The sequence below is a fragment of the Burkholderia sp. MSMB617WGS genome, assembly GCF_001532025.2.
GTDB lineage: Bacteria > Pseudomonadota > Gammaproteobacteria > Burkholderiales > Burkholderiaceae > Burkholderia > Burkholderia savannae.
Genome location: NZ_CP013457.1, coordinates 722,864 through 737,768, shown reverse-complemented (window position 1 = coordinate 737,768; position 14,905 = coordinate 722,864). Strand labels below are relative to the sequence as shown.

The 14,905-nt window shown below is 68.5% G+C and carries 14 protein-coding genes; 1 reads left to right on the top strand and 13 read right to left on the bottom strand.

Annotated elements, in window-relative coordinates; genetic code table 11:
- Window positions 1-17: 17 nt before the first annotated feature.
- Window positions 18-518 (top strand): CinA family protein, encoded by a 501-nt coding sequence (locus WT60_RS03770; RefSeq protein ID WP_038754303.1) that lies wholly within the window; start codon window positions 18-20, stop codon window positions 516-518.
- Window positions 519-708: 190 nt separating this feature from the next.
- Here the strand turns inward: WT60_RS03770 and pyrF are convergent, their stop codons facing one another.
- From pyrF to mtgA, 13 genes are all read right to left on the bottom strand, one after another.
- Window positions 709-1,536 carry an orotidine-5'-phosphate decarboxylase gene (pyrF, locus tag WT60_RS03765; protein WP_059583324.1) on the bottom strand — a complete coding sequence of 276 codons (828 nt, stop codon included), beginning with the start codon at window positions 1,534-1,536 and terminating at the stop codon, window positions 709-711.
- 363 nt (window positions 1,537-1,899) lie between these two features.
- A complete protein-coding gene (locus WT60_RS03760) occupies window positions 1,900-2,973 on the bottom strand; it encodes an aldose 1-epimerase (RefSeq protein WP_038754311.1) in 1,074 nt (357 codons plus the stop codon).
- Between the two features lie 46 nt (window positions 2,974-3,019).
- Window positions 3,020-3,835, bottom strand: a complete 816-nt coding sequence (locus tag WT60_RS03755) for an SDR family NAD(P)-dependent oxidoreductase (RefSeq protein WP_059583322.1) — start codon at window positions 3,833-3,835, stop codon at window positions 3,020-3,022.
- 37 nt (window positions 3,836-3,872) lie between these two features.
- Window positions 3,873-4,877, bottom strand: a complete 1,005-nt coding sequence (araH, locus tag WT60_RS03750; protein ID WP_038754317.1) for an L-arabinose ABC transporter permease AraH — start codon at window positions 4,875-4,877, stop codon at window positions 3,873-3,875.
- Between the two features lie 158 nt (window positions 4,878-5,035).
- The gene (araG, locus tag WT60_RS03745) at window positions 5,036-6,547 is read right to left on the bottom strand and encodes an L-arabinose ABC transporter ATP-binding protein AraG (RefSeq protein WP_038754536.1); all 1,512 of its coding nucleotides are present in this window, start codon (window positions 6,545-6,547) and stop codon (window positions 5,036-5,038) included.
- A 138-nt stretch (window positions 6,548-6,685) separates the two neighbouring features.
- Window positions 6,686-7,681: an arabinose ABC transporter substrate-binding protein gene (locus WT60_RS03740; RefSeq protein WP_060356331.1), complete on the bottom strand. Its 996-nt coding sequence runs from the start codon at window positions 7,679-7,681 to the stop codon at window positions 6,686-6,688.
- A 129-nt stretch (window positions 7,682-7,810) separates the two neighbouring features.
- Window positions 7,811-8,590, bottom strand: coding sequence for an SDR family oxidoreductase (locus WT60_RS03735; protein ID WP_038754539.1), 780 nt, complete (start codon window positions 8,588-8,590; stop codon window positions 7,811-7,813).
- Window positions 8,587-9,276: a 2-dehydro-3-deoxy-6-phosphogalactonate aldolase gene (locus WT60_RS03730; protein ID WP_186448561.1), complete on the bottom strand. Its 690-nt coding sequence runs from the start codon at window positions 9,274-9,276 to the stop codon at window positions 8,587-8,589. Before WT60_RS03730 ends, WT60_RS03735 begins: the two co-directional genes overlap by 4 nt.
- 40 nt (window positions 9,277-9,316) lie before the next feature.
- The gene (locus WT60_RS03725) at window positions 9,317-10,330 is read right to left on the bottom strand and encodes a 2-dehydro-3-deoxygalactonokinase (RefSeq protein ID WP_059670741.1); all 1,014 of its coding nucleotides are present in this window, start codon (window positions 10,328-10,330) and stop codon (window positions 9,317-9,319) included.
- Window positions 10,327-11,235 (bottom strand): IclR family transcriptional regulator, encoded by a 909-nt coding sequence (locus WT60_RS03720; RefSeq protein ID WP_060356332.1) that lies wholly within the window; start codon window positions 11,233-11,235, stop codon window positions 10,327-10,329. The genes WT60_RS03725 and WT60_RS03720 overlap by 4 nt, the downstream gene beginning before the upstream one ends.
- Window positions 11,236-11,510: 275 nt before the next feature.
- On the bottom strand, window positions 11,511-11,912 hold the full coding sequence (locus WT60_RS03715) for an EF-hand domain-containing protein (RefSeq protein WP_059583313.1): 402 nt from the start codon (window positions 11,910-11,912) through the stop codon (window positions 11,511-11,513).
- A gap of 91 nt (window positions 11,913-12,003) precedes the next feature.
- The gene (locus WT60_RS03710) at window positions 12,004-13,638 is read right to left on the bottom strand and encodes a peptidase S10 (RefSeq protein WP_060356333.1); all 1,635 of its coding nucleotides are present in this window, start codon (window positions 13,636-13,638) and stop codon (window positions 12,004-12,006) included.
- A 484-nt stretch (window positions 13,639-14,122) separates the two neighbouring features.
- Window positions 14,123-14,893: a monofunctional biosynthetic peptidoglycan transglycosylase gene (mtgA, locus tag WT60_RS03700; RefSeq protein WP_038754336.1), complete on the bottom strand. Its 771-nt coding sequence runs from the start codon at window positions 14,891-14,893 to the stop codon at window positions 14,123-14,125.
- Between the last annotated feature and the right edge of the window lie 12 nt (window positions 14,894-14,905).

Genomic DNA, 14,905 nt, shown 5'->3' with positions numbered 1-14,905 from the left:
GCACCGGATCTTCCCGCATGCCAACCGATTCCGTCGTTCACCAGCTCGCGATCCGCGCCGGCAACAAGCTGCGCGACGAGCACCTGACGCTCGCCACCGCCGAGTCCTGCACGGGCGGCATGATCGCGACCGCGATCACCGACATCTCCGGCAGCAGCGGCTGGTTCGATCGCGGCTTCGTCACCTATTCGAATGCCGCGAAGATCGAGATGATCGGCGTGCCCGCCGATCTGATCGACAAGCACGGCGCGGTCAGCGAGCCCGTCGCGCACGCGATGGCCGAAGGCGCGCTGCGCAACAGCCGCGCGCAGGTCGCGCTCGCCGTCACCGGCATCGCCGGGCCGGGCGGCGGCTCCGAGCACAAACCCGTCGGCACCGTGTCGTTCGGCTGGAGCAACCGGCTGCACACGTCGGTCGAGACGCTGGTGTTCAAGGGCGACCGCGAGCAGATCCGCGTGCAGGCGGCCGCGCACGCGCTGCGCGGCCTCATCAAGCTGCTCGAGGAAGAGGAGCGCTGAAGCGCGCGACGGGCGGCTCGCGGCTCGCATCGACGTCATCGAATCGGACACGCTACGGCGCGCGAAATGCGCGCGACGCGGCGGCGTCGAATGAAGCGCTCGAATGAACGGCGCAAATGAACTGCGCGAATGAGCGGCGGCGAACGACGCCCGGCACCGCGCCGGGCATCGTCGGGGGCGGCGGCGATGTTCAGCGATGCGCGTTGATCGCGTCGCGGGTCTGCTCGGCGACGCGCGCGGCCGCGTCGGCGAAGTCGTCGTCGCGGCTCGCGTACAGAATCGCGCGCGACGAGTTGATCATCATGCCCGCTCCGTCGGCCGTGCGGCCCGCGGCGACGGTCGCGGCGACGTCCCCGCCCTGCGCGCCGATGCCGGGAATCAGAAGCGGCATGTCGCCGACGATCCCGCGCACGATCTCGATCTCCTTCGGAAACGTCGCGCCGACGACGAGCGCGAGCTGGCCCGTCTTCGCGTTCCACTTGTTCGCCGCAAGGTCGGCGACGACCTGATAGAGCGGCCGGCCGCCCGTCTGGAGGAACTGCAGGTCCGAGCCGCCCGGATTCGACGTGCGGCACAGCACGATCACGCCCTTGTCCTCGTACGCGAGATACGGCTCGATCGAATCGAAGCCCATGTACGGATTGACCGTGACCGCGTCCGCGCGATAGCGCTCGAACGCTTCGCGCGCGTACTGCTCGGCGGTGCTGCCGATGTCGCCGCGCTTCGCGTCGAGAATCACGGGCAGGCCGGGATGCTGCAAATGGATGTGCGCAATCAGCCGCTCGAGCTGATCCTCCGCGCGATGCGCGGAAAAGTATGCGATCTGCGGCTTGAACGCGCTCGCGTACGGCGCGGTCGCGTCGACGATCTCGCGGCAGAAATCGAAGATCGCATCGGGCTGATTCTCGAGGTGCGCGGGAAACTTCGTCGGCTCGGGATCGAGGCCGACGCACAGCAGCGAATTCGTGCGCCGCCAGGCGGCGCGCAGCGATTCGATGAAGGTAGGCGTGGAAGACATGGCGCTCACTCGCGGCTAAGCGGTTGGGAAGGCGCGTATTTTACCTGTGTCGCGCCGGGCGATCGCGCGGGCGGCGTCGTGGCGGGGCGGCGGCGGCGCGCAGGAACGCGGATGCGAATGCGCCGCGCGGCGCCTGCCTGGCGCGGATTCGTACGATCAAGCCGCGGCCGAATGCGCAGCGGCAGCTGGAATCGCGCCGGGCGCCGCGCGCCGAGCGCCGAGCGGTCGTGCCGGCTCCGAGCGCGGCGCGCGAACGCCGGCGCGAACCGCGAACCGATCGCGCGCACGCTTTTCGAGCCGCGCCGCGCCCACCGCGCTCCCCGCACGCGCGCGAACGGTCGCGCGCGCCGAGATCGGCCTTCGCTATCCGATCGAACCGCGCTTCGACTCGCGCGCGACGGGCGCCGCCCGCGCGTCGGTGCGCGCGACCGTGAAGCGGAAACGCCGCGTCAAACGCTCGCCCGGCGCGAGCAGCGTCATGCCGTGCGCGTCGGCGCCGCCCGGCAGGTTCACCGCGTCGATCGGATGATCGACCGGCTCGAAGCAGAAAAACGGTTCGCCGGGCGGCGTGTACAGCACGTAGCAATCGGCGTCGGCCGTGACCGTCAGCGCGAGCCGGCGCTGCGGCCACGCGATCGTCGCGCCGCCGCCCCAGCCGGTGAACGCATGATTGACGAGCGTGTCCGGCAACGGATACGCGATGCCGAAGCGCCACGCGGCCGGCGCGCCGACATGGCGCGACGGCAGCCAGTCGGGCGTCGACAGCCATAGCCCGCTCGCCGCGGCCGCGAGTTCGGTCGACGCGTCGCGCACGATGAACGGATGCACGCCGAGCCCGAACGGCAAGCGCATCGCGCCCGCGTTCTCGATCGCGAGCGCGATCGAGAGCGTCGCGCCGTCGAGCGCGTAGACGAGCGTCGCGCGATACGCATACGGCGCGCTTTGGCTGCGATCGAGTGACAGGCACACCTGCGTGTCGCTCGCATCGTCGAGCCGCCAGTGCGCGAGCCAGCCGTCGCCGTGAATCGGCAGCGGCTCCGTCGCACGGTTACGCGGCACGCGCACGAGCCGCCCGTCGCACTCGAAGCGCCCGCCGCCGATCCGGTTCGAATACGGCAGCAGCGGATAGCACGCGAGCTCGTTCGGGTCGGTGCGCGCGCCGGGCGCGTCGCAGCGGCGGAAGATCGGCGTGAGCGCCCCGTCGCCGCGCCAGTCGAAGCGCGTGACGCCGCCGCCCAGATGCGGCGCGACATCGAGCCGCAGCACGTCGTTCGCGAGCGTCGCGATCGCCGTCTCCGTGACGCCCGCGCCGCGCGCGATCTGCGACGTCTGCGGCCCCGGGCTCACCAGGTGCGCGGCGGCCGCGCGCCGCGCCGTGCGCGTCTGCAAGGTCTGCACCGCCTCGGCTGCCGAGGATCGGCGGTGGGTCGCCGTCATGTTTCGGTCCTCCTGCTTGCGTCGAGCTTCGTTATCCGAACGAATGCTATGCCCAGCCGCCGTCGACGACGACATCCTGCGCGGTGATCATCCGGCTGTCGTCCGCGGCGAGAAAAAGCGCCATCCGCGCGAGATCGCCGGGCAGCAGCTCGGCGTCGATGCACTGCCCCGCCTTGATCGCCTCACGGCCCGCGTCATCGAGCCACAAGCGGCGCTGCTTGTCGGTCATCACCCAGCCGGGCACGAGCGAATTCACGCGGATGCCGAACGGCCCGAGCTCGCGCGCGAGCGCGCGCGTGAGCCCCTGCACGGCGGCCTTCGCGGTCGCGTAGACCGGATAGCCCGCGTTCTTGAGCATCCAGCTGATCGAGCCGAGATTGACGATCGAGCCGCCGCCGAGCTCTTTCATGTCGTCGATCACCGCCTGCGCGGCGAAGAACTGATGGCGCAGGTTCACCGCGATGCTCGCGTCGAACGACGCGGGCGTCACGTCGACGATCGCATGGCGCGCGTCGTTCGCCGCGTTGTTGACGAGCACCGCGATCGGGCCGATGCGCGCGCGGATCGTGTCGATCGCGCCGCGCAGCGCCGCGATCTCGGTGAGATCGCACGCGATGAACACGGGCGCGTGCGCCGCGTCGGACAGCCGCGCGGCGAGCGCCTCGCCGGCTTCGGCGTCGAGATCGACGAACGCGACGCGCGCGCGCTGCCGCGCGAAATGCTCGACGAACGACGCGCCGATGCCCGTCGCGCCGCCCGTGACGAGCACGGTGCGGCCGGCGAGGCTCGGGTAGCGCGCGTAACGCTCGTCTTGCGCATCCTGCGCGCCGTTCGATTCGAAATGCGAAGAAATGTCGGTCATCAGACGTTCCCGAAAGGTCTCGAAAAAAGCGGCGCGCTCAATCGCGCGCGCCGCGATTCTTCAACTGGTCGAGCAGCACGGCGGCGAGCAGGATCGCGCCGCGCACGAGGTATTGATAGAACGCATCGATGTTGAGCAGGTTCATCACGTTCTCGACGGTGCCCATGATCAGCACGCCGATCACGACGCCCGAGATCGACGCGCGCCCGCCCGCGAGCGACACGCCCCCCAGCACGCACGCGGAGATCACGTTCAGCTCGAAGCCTTGCGCGGCGTTCGGCTGGCCCGACGTGATCCGCGACGCGAGGATCACGCCCGCGAGCGCGGTCACCGCGCCCTGGATCAGGAAGATGTAGACGCGCGTGCGCTCGACGTTGATCCCCGCGAGCCGCGACGCCTCCGGATTGCCGCCGATCGCGAGCGTGTTGCGGCCGTACACGGTCTGGTTGAGCAGCACGCCGAACACGACGAAACACACGAGCGTCACCCAGATCGGCAGCGACACGCCGAGGAACGACAACCCGCCCAGCGCGATGAACGTCTCCGACGACACGCCCACCGCCTGCCCCTTCGACACGATGAAGCCGAGCCCGCGCACGATCTCCATCGTCGCAAGCGTCGTGATCAGCGCGTTGATCCGCAGATACGCGATCACCGCGCCGTTGACGAAGCCGATGACCGCGCCCGCCGCGACCGCCGCGCCGATCGCGACGAACGTGTTGTCGGTCGCGTTCAGCACCATCGCGCACAGCACGCCGGCGAACGCGACCGTCGAGCCGATCGACAGGTCGAAATCGCGCGACGCAAGGCAGAACATCATCGTGCACGCGACCATGCCGATCTGCGAGATCGACAGCGCGAGCCCGAGCATGTTGTCGATCGAGAAGAAATGATCGACGGTCAGCGACATCGCGACGAACATCGCCGCGAAGATCGCGACGAGGCTGTAATCGGCGACGTGCTGCCGCCAGCGTTGCCGGTCGTCGGCCGGCGCAACCGCCGCGTGCGCGGCGGCCTGGGGAAGATTCTCTCTCGCTTGCATGTCGTCTGCTCCTCTGCGGGGCGGCGCGGCCGCCCTCGTCTCCAATTCCTGAATCAGTCGTCGCGCGTATCGCGGGACCGTTGCGCTCCGATCGCGCGCGCGTCATGCTTCGCGCTTCGTGCGTCACTCGTCATGCGTCGTATATCGCGCGCCGTGCGTCATGCGGCGCGCGCGGTCGCGCCCTGAGGCAGCGCGAGATTCAGTACCGCCTCTTCGTTCGCCTCGTCGCGCGCGAGCTCGCCCGCGATCCGCCCCTCGCGCATCACGACGATGCGATCCGACACGCCGAGCACCTCCGGCAGCTCCGACGACACCATCACGATCGCGCAGCCGCGCTTCGCGAGCTCGTAGATCACGCCGTAGATCTCGTGCTTCGCGCCCACGTCGATGCCGCGCGTCGGCTCGTCGAGAATCACGACCTTCAGATCCGGCTCCGCGAGCCAGCGCGCGAGAATCGCCTTCTGCTGATTGCCGCCCGACAGGAAGCGGATCTTCTGCCGACGGTTAGGCGTCTTGATCTTCAAGAGCTTGATGAAGCGCTCGGCTGTCTGCGCCTCGCGCTTGCGATCGAGGAAGAGCCCCGCGCGCAGCGTATGACGGCGGCAGCTGATGTTGATGTTCTCCGCAACCGACGCATGCGCGACGATCCCCTCCTCCTTGCGATCCTCGGGGCACAGCACGATCCCGTGGCGGATCGCGTCGCCCGTCGAGCGGATGTCGAGCGGCTCGCCGTCGAGCGTGAGCGCGCCGCCCGTCCGGCGGTCCGCGCCGTAGATCACGCGCATCAGCTCGCTGCGCCCCGCGCCGACGAGCCCGAAGAAGCCGACGATCTCGCCCGCGCGTACGTCGAAGCTCGCGCCCGCTCGCAGCGCGTCGCCCTCGAGCGCGCGCGCCGACAAGCGCACGCCGCCGAGCGCGCGCGGCTCGTAGTGATAGATGTCGCTGATCTCGCGGCCGACCATCTGGCGCACGAGCGACTCGCGCGGCACGTCGGCGAGCGACGCGTGCGACGCGACCTGGCGGCCGTCGCGAAAGATCGTGCATGCGTCGCAGAGCCGATAGATCTCGTCCATCCGGTGCGAGATGTAGATGAGCGCGCGGCCGTCGCGCCGCAAATCGTCGACGAGCGCGAAGAGCACCTCGGTTTCGCGGTGCGACAGCGAGCTCGTCGGCTCGTCGAGCGCGATCACGCGCGCGTTGCGCATGAGCGCCTTGCAGATCTCGACCATCTGCCGCTGCGCGATCGACAGCCGGCACAGCTTCGCCTGCGGATCGAGATCGACGCCCATCGCGGCTAGCCGCTCGCGCACGAAGCGCTGCGCGTCGCGCTTCCTGACCCAGCCGAGCACGTTCGGCAGCCGGCCGAGCAGCAGGTTCTCGGCGACCGTCAGATCAGGCACGTATTGCAGTTCCTGATGGATCACCGCGACGCCCGCCGCGATCGACGCAGCGGCGCTCGGAAAGCGCATCGCCCGCCCGTCGACGAGCACGCCGCCCGAATCGGGCTGATATTCGCCGCCGAGAATCTTGAGCAGCGTCGACTTGCCCGCGCCGTTCTCGCCCATCAGGCCGTGCACCTGCCCCGCGTGCACGTCGAACGAGATGCCGTCGAGCGCGCGCACGCCGGGAAAGACCTTGCCGATATTGTCAAAACGCAGTGCCGCAGCCACGTCGCCTCCGTCTACCGCCATCCGTATTGCCATTGCGTCGCCTCGCCCCATCGGGCGCATCGCGCACATCGTTCGCCACGCTCGCCGCGAGCGCCGCGCAACGCGCGACGCCCGCTTCGCGCGCACGGCGCATGCTGCTCACTTCGCCGCGAGCCCCATCGTCTCGCGCACGTGGCCGACGTTCTCGCGCGTCGCGAGCATGCCCGTCGTCAGCGTGAGCGGCGGCGGCGCCTTGCCCTGCGTGATCCACGCGTACATCAGCTCCGACGTCTCCTCGCCGTGGCGTTTCGGGCTGATGATCATGGTGCCGAAAAAGCCCGTCGGCTGCGGCTTCTTGAATTCGCTGAGCGCCGAATCGGAGCCGCCGATGCCGATGCCGATCATGTCGGCCGCCTTGAAGCCGCGCCCTTCTGCCGCGCGCACCGCGCCGAGCACCGCTTCGTCGTTGAGGCCGTACGCGACCCAGTGCTTGAACTGCGGATTCTTCGTGAGCGCGATGTTCGCCGCGTTGAACGCGTTCTCGGTGTCGGTCTTCGCCTGCGGCGCGGCGATCACGTTCGCCTTCGGAAAGCCCGCCGCGACGAGCGCATCGGTCGCGCCCGTCGTGCGGTCGTGCGCGGTCGGCAACTGTTCGTACGTGATGTCGATCGCGCCGACTTCGTTGATGTTCCAGCCGCGCTTCTTGATCTCGGCCGCGATCCCGCCGCCGACCTGCTTGCCGATGTCGTACGCGGAAATGCCCATGTGCGGGACCGATTCGATCGGCTTGCCCGCGCCGTCGACGAGGCGATCGTCGACGGTCATCATCTTCAGGCCGTGCGACTTCGCCTTCGCGACGATGCCCGGCCCGAGCTTCACGTCGGGCGTGCAGATGACGAAGCCCTGCGCCTTCTGCGCGGCGAGGTTGTCGATCGCGCTCATCACCTTCTCGCCGGACGGCGCGCCGATCTTCACGAGCGTGAAGCCCCGGCTCTTCGCGGCGATCTCGGCGAATTTCCATTCGTCCTGGAACCACGGCTCCTCGGGCTGCTTGACGAGGAAGCCGATCTTCACGGGCTCGGCCGCGTGCGCGGGCAGGCCCGCCGCCGCGACCGTCGCGGCGGCCGCCAGTGTGATGAACGTTCTGCGCTTCATGTTGCTTGTCTCCTTGTTGTCTCCGTCACCGGATACGTCGGCCGCTTCGTCGTCTCGACGCGGCGCGTGCGACCGTCGCGCGCCGCCTTCGCGCGTATGCGTCCACGAGTGGACGACCGCGCGAATGAATCAATCGTGATACAGCACCGAACGCCCGCCGTCGATCGTGATGCAGCTCGCGTTGATGAACGGCGCTTCGTCCGACGCGAGAAACACCGCGGTCATCGCCACTTCGTCCGCGCGCCCGATCCGCTTCATCGGCTGCAGCGCGAGCGTCTCGCGCCGCGCGGCCTCGGGGTCGGGCTGCGCGCTCCACCAGTCGCGCGTCGCCTGCGTCTCGATGTAGCCGGGCGCGATCGCATTCACGCGCACGTTGCGCGGCGCGTATTCGATGCCGAGCGCGCGCGTGAGACCCAGCACGCCGTGCTTGGCGACCGGATACGGAAAGCAGCCCGGAATGATCTTGAACGCATGCGTCGACGCGATGTTCACGATGCTGCCGCGCCCGCGCTCGACCATGCCGGGCAGCGCCGCGCGACAGCCGTTCCAGACGCCGTCGAGATCGACCGCGAAACAGCGCCGCCAGTCTTCGTCGGTGAGCGAGAGCGGATCGCGGAACACGTTGATGCCCGCGTTGTTGACGAGCACGTCGAGCGGGCCGAACGCGCGCTCCGTTTGCGCGAGCGCCGCCGCGACCGACTCGGCCTGCGCGACGTCCGTCGGCACGGCGAGCACGCGCGCATCGGCCACATCGCGCGCGATCGCGTCGACGGTCTCTTCGGCGAGCGCCGCGTCGAGCTCCGCGAGCGCGACGGCCGCGCCTTCCTGCACGAACGCGCGCGCGATCGCCGCGCCGATGCCGCGCCCCGCGCCCGTCACGAACGCGATCTTGCCCGCGAGCCGGTTCACCGCGCCGCTCCGTTGCGGGCGATCTGCCATCCCTTGACGAACGCCTGCGCGCGCGAGGCTGTGACGTCGGGCGTCTGTCCGGGCGCGTACAGCGCGGAGCCGAGGCCGAAGCCGTTCGCGCCCGCCGCGAGATACGGCCCCATGTTCTCGGGCGTGATCCCGCCGACCGGCACGAGCGGCACGCGCGCATCGATCACCGCGCGCCACGCCTTCACGGCGACCTGGCCGAGCTGCTCGGCCGGAAACATCTTCAGCACGTCCGCGCCGTTCGCGAGCGCGGCGAACGCCTCGGTCGGCGTCGCGACGCCGGGCGCGCAGCCGATGCCGAGCGTCTTCGCGCGGCGCACGACGTCGCCGTCCGCATGCGGCATCACGATCAGCTCGCCACCGGCGCGCACGACATCGTCGACGTATTCGGCGCGCAACACCGTGCCCGCGCCGACGATCGCGTCGGCGGGCAACGCGGCGCGCAACGCGGCGATGCCGTCGAACGGATCGGGCGAATTGAGCGGCACCTCGACGATGCGAAAGCCCGCTTCGTACAACGCGGCGCCGTGCGCCGCCGCGTCCGCGGGCGTGATCCCGCGCAGGATCGCGATCAGCGGACACGCGTCGAACGCGCGCATCAGGGCGCGATGCGGCGCATACGGCGCGGGAAAACGGAGTGCTTCGGCATCCATCGACATCTCATCTCCTCCAGCAGCTTCGCGTCGAAACGTGCTGCGTCTATTGCGACGTGCAGACGGCGTCGCCCGCCGCGCCGACGAGCCCGGCCAGCGTCGCGATGCGCCACAGGCCGCGCTCGGACGCACGCTCGACGATGCGCGCCTCGCCGCAGTCGAATTCGGCCAGCGCGCGGCGATAGCGATCGCACAATGCGCCGTCGCCGACGAGGCGCGGCGCGAGCGCGGCAAGCGATGCGCCGTGGCCGTCGAGCAGCGCGTCGAGCGCGTTCAGCTCGTGACCGATCAGCAGTCCGGACAAATAATCGCCCTGCGCTTGCGGCGCGAGCTGCCCGGTCAGGCCGAGCGTGCGCGTGCTGAACAAGGTCGCGAGCAATCCCTCGCCGCGCTTGCGGCGCGCGATCCGCACGCCATGCGCGAACGCGGGCCAATCGGGCGCGTCGCTCGGCTGCATCGTGCGGCCGAGAATCGTGTGCCCGCGCAGCGCGGCGTACAGCTCGCCCGTCATGTACGTGCGAAACCACTCGATGCGGCCGTCGCGCACCCACGCCCATTTCGCGTGCGTGCCGGGCAGCGCGATCAGCACGCCCGCTCGCTCGTGCGCGAGCGACGGCTCGGCCGCGAGCGCGCCGACGATCTGCGTCTCCTCGCCGCGCATCACGTCCGGCAACTCGTCCGGCTCGAGCGCGCCCGGCACGATCGCGAGCGACGAGCCGCGCGCGGTGCGAAGCCGCACGAGATTCGATGCGAACACGTCGGCGTCGGCCGGCATCGTCACGTACGGCGCTTCGCGCCAGCCCTGCGCGCTGCCGACCATGCCGGCCGCGAGCGCGGGCACGTGCGGCGCGCGATCGAGCCATGCGCCGCACGCGCGCTCGAACGCCGCGTCGAATGCCTGCGACGACGATGCGCCCTGCGCATCGGGCAAGCTCATCACGCCGGCGGCAAGCGCGCGCGTGTCGAGCACCGAGCCGTCGGCGGCGAACAGGTACGCGCGCAGCGACGTCGTGCCCCAGTCGAGCCCGATCAGCGCGGGCGCCGCCGCGTGCGCCGTCATCGCTTGATCCTGCGCGTCGCCTGCGGCGCGCTCCAGCCGAGATCGGCCGAAATCGCACGCGCGCCGCGCTGCACGAGCGGCACGAGCTCGTTCATGCGGTCGAGCGACATGTACGGAATCGTGCTCGCCACCGACAGCGCGGCGACGATCGCGCCCGACGCGTCTCGCACCGGCGCGGCGACACAGCGAATCGACGTTTCGTTCTCCTCGAGATCGAACGTGTAGCCGCCCGCCGCGTAGTGCGCCATCCGCTGCAGGAACGTGCCGACGTCGGGGCGGCGATCCGGCTTGAAGTTCACGCCCGCGAGCGCGCGCTTGGACGCCTCGAACAGCGAGCGCCACATGTCGGGATCGAGGTCGAGCATCATCGCCTTGCCGATTCCCGTCGACGCGAGCGGCATCCGGTGGCCGATCCGCGAGCGCATCTCGAGGCCGCGCGTGCCGGGAATCTTGTCGATGTAAAGCACGTCGTCGCCGTCGCGCACGCCGAGGTGAATCGTGTCGAGCGTCGCTTGCGCGAGCGCCTCGAGATGCGGCCGCGCAACCGCCGTGAGCGGCATCTGCTCGAGCGCGATCGTGCCGAGCTCGATCAGCTTCGGACCGAGCAGATAGCCGCCTTGCACCTGGCGCAGATAGCGCGCCTGCACGAGGCTGCTGACGAGGCGGTGCGTCGTGCTGCGCGTCGTGCCGAGCGCGGCGCCGATCGCGCGCATGTCGCGCGCGCCGCCCGCGACCGCCTCGAGAATCGCGAGCCCGCGCAGCAGCGTCTGCGTGCCCGCCTGCTGCGCGGCGAGATCGAGCGGCGTGCTCGTCGCGCCGATGCTGTCGGCGAGCGCCGCGTCGGACATGTCGGTATGGACGGCTGTCGCGCCGTTCAAAGCAAGCGTCATGGGCGTCTTGTTCATGGTGCGATGAACTCCGGCAATTCAGACGCGCGAGCCGCGATTTCGCGGCGGCCGCACATCTGCCGAAGCATTTCGATGTGCTTCGGATTGTAGGGGGACCTGCAGCAAGCTCCAATATCTGAATGAAGCTCTCATATATTGGGAATCCAGATCATACCCGCGAGACGGCCGCGCGCATGAACGCGCATGAAAAAAACGGGCTGAGCCGAATGCCCGGCTGAGCCCGTTCGATGCGCACCCCGCGCTCCTCGTGGGGTAGACGATGCGCGGCGCGCTTACTGCTGCGTCGCGCTCTGCGATTGGATGTAGCGCTGCACGTCGGAGAACGACACGCGCCCCGTGTGGTTCGCGTCGATCTGCTTGAAGTTCTTCGCGACGTAGCCGAGGCCCGCCGCCTTCGCCTGCGCTTCGGTCAGGCCCGTATTGTCGGCGTCGGCCGCTGCGAACTGGCGCTGCAGCTTGCGCACGACCTGCGCGTGCAGCGCGGCGCCCGACGTCTGTGTGCCGGCCGTCGGCTTGCGCGCGGCGGGCGGTACGTACGGATCGCCGAGTTGCGCCTGCGCGCGGCGATCGGGTTGCGCGCCGCTCGCCGCCTGCTGCGCGAGCGCCGCTTGCATGAAGAGCGCGAGGCCTGCGGCGGCGAGCGCCGACCAGGCAAATGCCGAATGGATTTTCATGTCAGCTCCGATGAGAAATGGGGTCGTCATGGTTCGTCGCGCGCCGCGCATCATGCGCGCGGCGCGACCAACGGTTCAGCATCGTTCGACGTCACCGCGCGACGGGCGTCGCGGCATAGAACGTCGCCAGATCGGCTTTCTCCTGCGGCCGCGACGTATCGTCCAGATAGACCATGTGTCCGCCCTGGTAATCCTTGATCGTCAGGTTGGGCTGCGCGCCGAGACGGGCGAGATCGAGCTCCGTCTGATAGAACGGCGTCGCGATGTCGTGATAACCGTTCAGCGATAGCATCTTCAGCGCAGGATTGAGCGTGAGCGCCGTGGCCAGATCCGGGATCGTGTCGGGCAGATCGAGACCGTCGTGGCTCCAATCCCACGAATTGATCGCGTTGCTCTCCACAGCATAGGCCGACTTCGCCGAGTACTTCAGCACGTTCGGCAAATAGGTGCCGATCGTGTCGGTGAACGGCTTCGTGATGAAGCTGCTCGACGGATCGCCGTCCGCGGCGAGCGGGCTGTTCGTCGGCACGTTCACGCGCGCGTCGTAGCGGCCGATCAGCGTGCCCGGGATCAGCGCGAGCTGATAGCTGTTGTCGTACGTGGTCGGCAGCAGGTTGAAGTTCGCGCGCCAGAGCGACGCGGCGGCGCCCGTCGAATTCGACATCGTCGTCACGAGGCTCTGCGACGGCTGCGTGTTGCTCGCGAGATACGCATCCACGGCCGGCGAATAGGTGCCCGCCGTCAGCAGGCGCATCTGGTCCGCGTATTGCGGCAGATTCGACGGGTTCGGATTGTCGAGCCGGTAGTACGCGCCGACCGTGCCGTAGCTCGGCACGAAGCCCGCGCAGCTCACCGCGCTCGATCCGTTGTTCGAATTGCCGACGGAGTTGCTCGCCATGTCGCAATTGCTGTTGTAGTTGAGAATCGACGACTGCAGCACGATCCCGTCGAGCTTCACGCCCGCCGTCTCGAGCAGGTTCGCGAGCACGTCGGTGCGCGGCGTGCCGTACGATTCGCCGAACAGGTACTTCGGCGAATCGTTGCGCTGATTCACCTGCAGATAGCGGGTCACGAAATCGCGAAATGCTCCGCCGTCCTGATCGACGCCCCAGAACGTCTGGTTCGTGTTCGGCGCGATCGCTTCCGAGAAGCCGGTGCCGATCGCGTCGACGAACACGAGATCGGTCGTGTCGAGGAGCGTTTCCTGGTTGTCGACGAACGGGAACGGCGTCGGGCTGTTCGCGTTCGGATCGCCGGTCACGAGGCGCTTCGGACCGAACGAGCCGAGGTGCAGCCAGACCGTCGACGAACCCGGGCCGCCGTTGTAGAAGAACGTGACGGGACGCTTGCCGAGCGGCTGGTTGTCCGCCGTGTACGCGACGTAGAAGAACGATGCTTCGGCGGCGCCCGTCTGCGGGTTGCGGGCGCTCAGGTGGCCGGCAGTCGCCGTGTAGTTGATCGTCTTGCCGTTCACCGTGATCTGGTGATGCGTGATCGCGGCGTTCTCGGTCACGGCGGAAGGCGACAGCGATGCGCTCCCGCTCGACGAATAGCGGTTGGGATCTTGGTAGGGCTTGTCCGCGCCGGAGGAAGAGCCGGTATTGCTCGAACTGTCGGCATTCGCGGCGACGCTCGCAGCGGGGCCTCCGTCATCCCCGTTGCACGCTGCGAGGAGCAGCGAAGAGAATACCGCGGCTAATAACAGCTTCGTTTTACGTGCTGGCATAGTCGTCTTCCTTCTCTCGTGTTGTTTTCCAGAGCGGCCGGATAGGCGCCCCCACCTTGCTCGATCGGCCTGATAAGCCAAGGCGTCGGCCAATATACGCGACAAGCTTCGATTTGAAAAATAGCGAAACATTTGAAAGAAATCAGGCTTACTTTATTCTTTCGAATTCGAATTTCGATTTGAACGGAATCGATATGAAATCGGGCTTTCGAGCCGTGTTTTGTCAATCCGATCGCCACAAAAGCGCCGATCGAACGGATTTTTTATTGCTCGATTCGCACTGCGGAGCAGAACTAATCTGGTGACCGAAATAAATTGAGGAATTACCCGAATTCCGGATGTATCGATTTTGAAAGATTTGTAGAAGCCTGAATAGCGGAATGGTGTGCCGCAGGATGCGCGCGCGCCGGCCGCATGAAGAAACGCCGCCCGATCGACGCGCACGCGCGGAAGAAAACGGAAAACGCGGGCGGCCCGGCCGCCCTTACTGCGACGCCGGCAATTCCGCCGCGCCCATCCGTCGCGCGATCACGCCCGCGCGCTGCGCAAGATAAGGCGAGCCGCGGTGCGCATCGAAATACCTAGGATTCGGCAGCATCACCGCGAGCCGCGCCGACTGCCATGCGGAGAGCCGGCTCGCGGAAATCCGGTAGTAGTACTGCGCGGCGGCTTCCGCGCCATACACGCCGCGGCCGAATTCGACGGAGTTCAGATAGATCTCGAAAATGCGCTCCTTGTCGAGCAGCGTTTCGAGCATCCACGCGATGACGAGCTCCTGCCCCTTGCGGATATAGCTCCGCTCGCCGGACAGGAACAGGTTGCGCGCGAGCTGCTGCGTGATAGTCGAGCCGCCCGACACGATCCTGCCGTGCGCGCGGTTCTTCTCCCACGCCTGCAGGATCGCATCCACTTCGTAGCCCGAATTGTTTGCGAAATCGGCGTCTTCGGATGCGATCACCGCGCGCTTCAGGTTTCGCGAGATCTTGTCGTACGGCACCCATCGATGCCGGATCGCTGCGGCGGGCCGCTCGGCCGACAAGCGCCACGCGTCCGCGCGCATGAACGCGCTCGAGCCCGGATCGATCACCGTCCAGAGCGCGATCTGCGCGAAGTAGTAGAGCTGCGTCGCGAGCCACGCGCCGGCGAACACGCCGCCTGCGTATGCGAGCCAGCGCGCGAGGCCGCGCCGGCGCGCGCCGGTCGCGCCGCGTGCCGGCGCGAGGCCCCGGCCGGGCGTAACGGGACTGTTCCGCACCCCGCCGCGCCT

Coding starts and splice junctions, on each gene's coding strand:
- WT60_RS03770 (WP_038754303.1), top strand. CDS start 18: ATGCCAACCGATTCCGTCGTTCACCAGCTCGCGATCCGCGCCGGCAAC.
- pyrF (WP_059583324.1), bottom strand. CDS start 1,536: ATGTCTTCCACGCCTACCTTCATCGAATCGCTGCGCGCCGCCTGGCGG.
- WT60_RS03760 (WP_038754311.1), bottom strand. CDS start 2,973: ATGACGGCGACCCACCGCCGATCCTCGGCAGCCGAGGCGGTGCAGACC.
- WT60_RS03755 (WP_059583322.1), bottom strand. CDS start 3,835: ATGACCGACATTTCTTCGCATTTCGAATCGAACGGCGCGCAGGATGCG.
- araH (WP_038754317.1), bottom strand. CDS start 4,877: ATGCAAGCGAGAGAGAATCTTCCCCAGGCCGCCGCGCACGCGGCGGTT.
- WT60_RS03740 (WP_060356331.1), bottom strand. CDS start 7,681: ATGAAGCGCAGAACGTTCATCACACTGGCGGCCGCCGCGACGGTCGCG.
- WT60_RS03730 (WP_186448561.1), bottom strand. CDS start 9,276: ATGTCGATGGATGCCGAAGCACTCCGTTTTCCCGCGCCGTATGCGCCG.
- WT60_RS03725 (WP_059670741.1), bottom strand. CDS start 10,330: ATGACGGCGCACGCGGCGGCGCCCGCGCTGATCGGGCTCGACTGGGGC.
- WT60_RS03720 (WP_060356332.1), bottom strand. CDS start 11,235: ATGAACAAGACGCCCATGACGCTTGCTTTGAACGGCGCGACAGCCGTC.
- WT60_RS03715 (WP_059583313.1), bottom strand. CDS start 11,912: ATGAAAATCCATTCGGCATTTGCCTGGTCGGCGCTCGCCGCCGCAGGC.
- WT60_RS03710 (WP_060356333.1), bottom strand. CDS start 13,638: ATGCCAGCACGTAAAACGAAGCTGTTATTAGCCGCGGTATTCTCTTCG.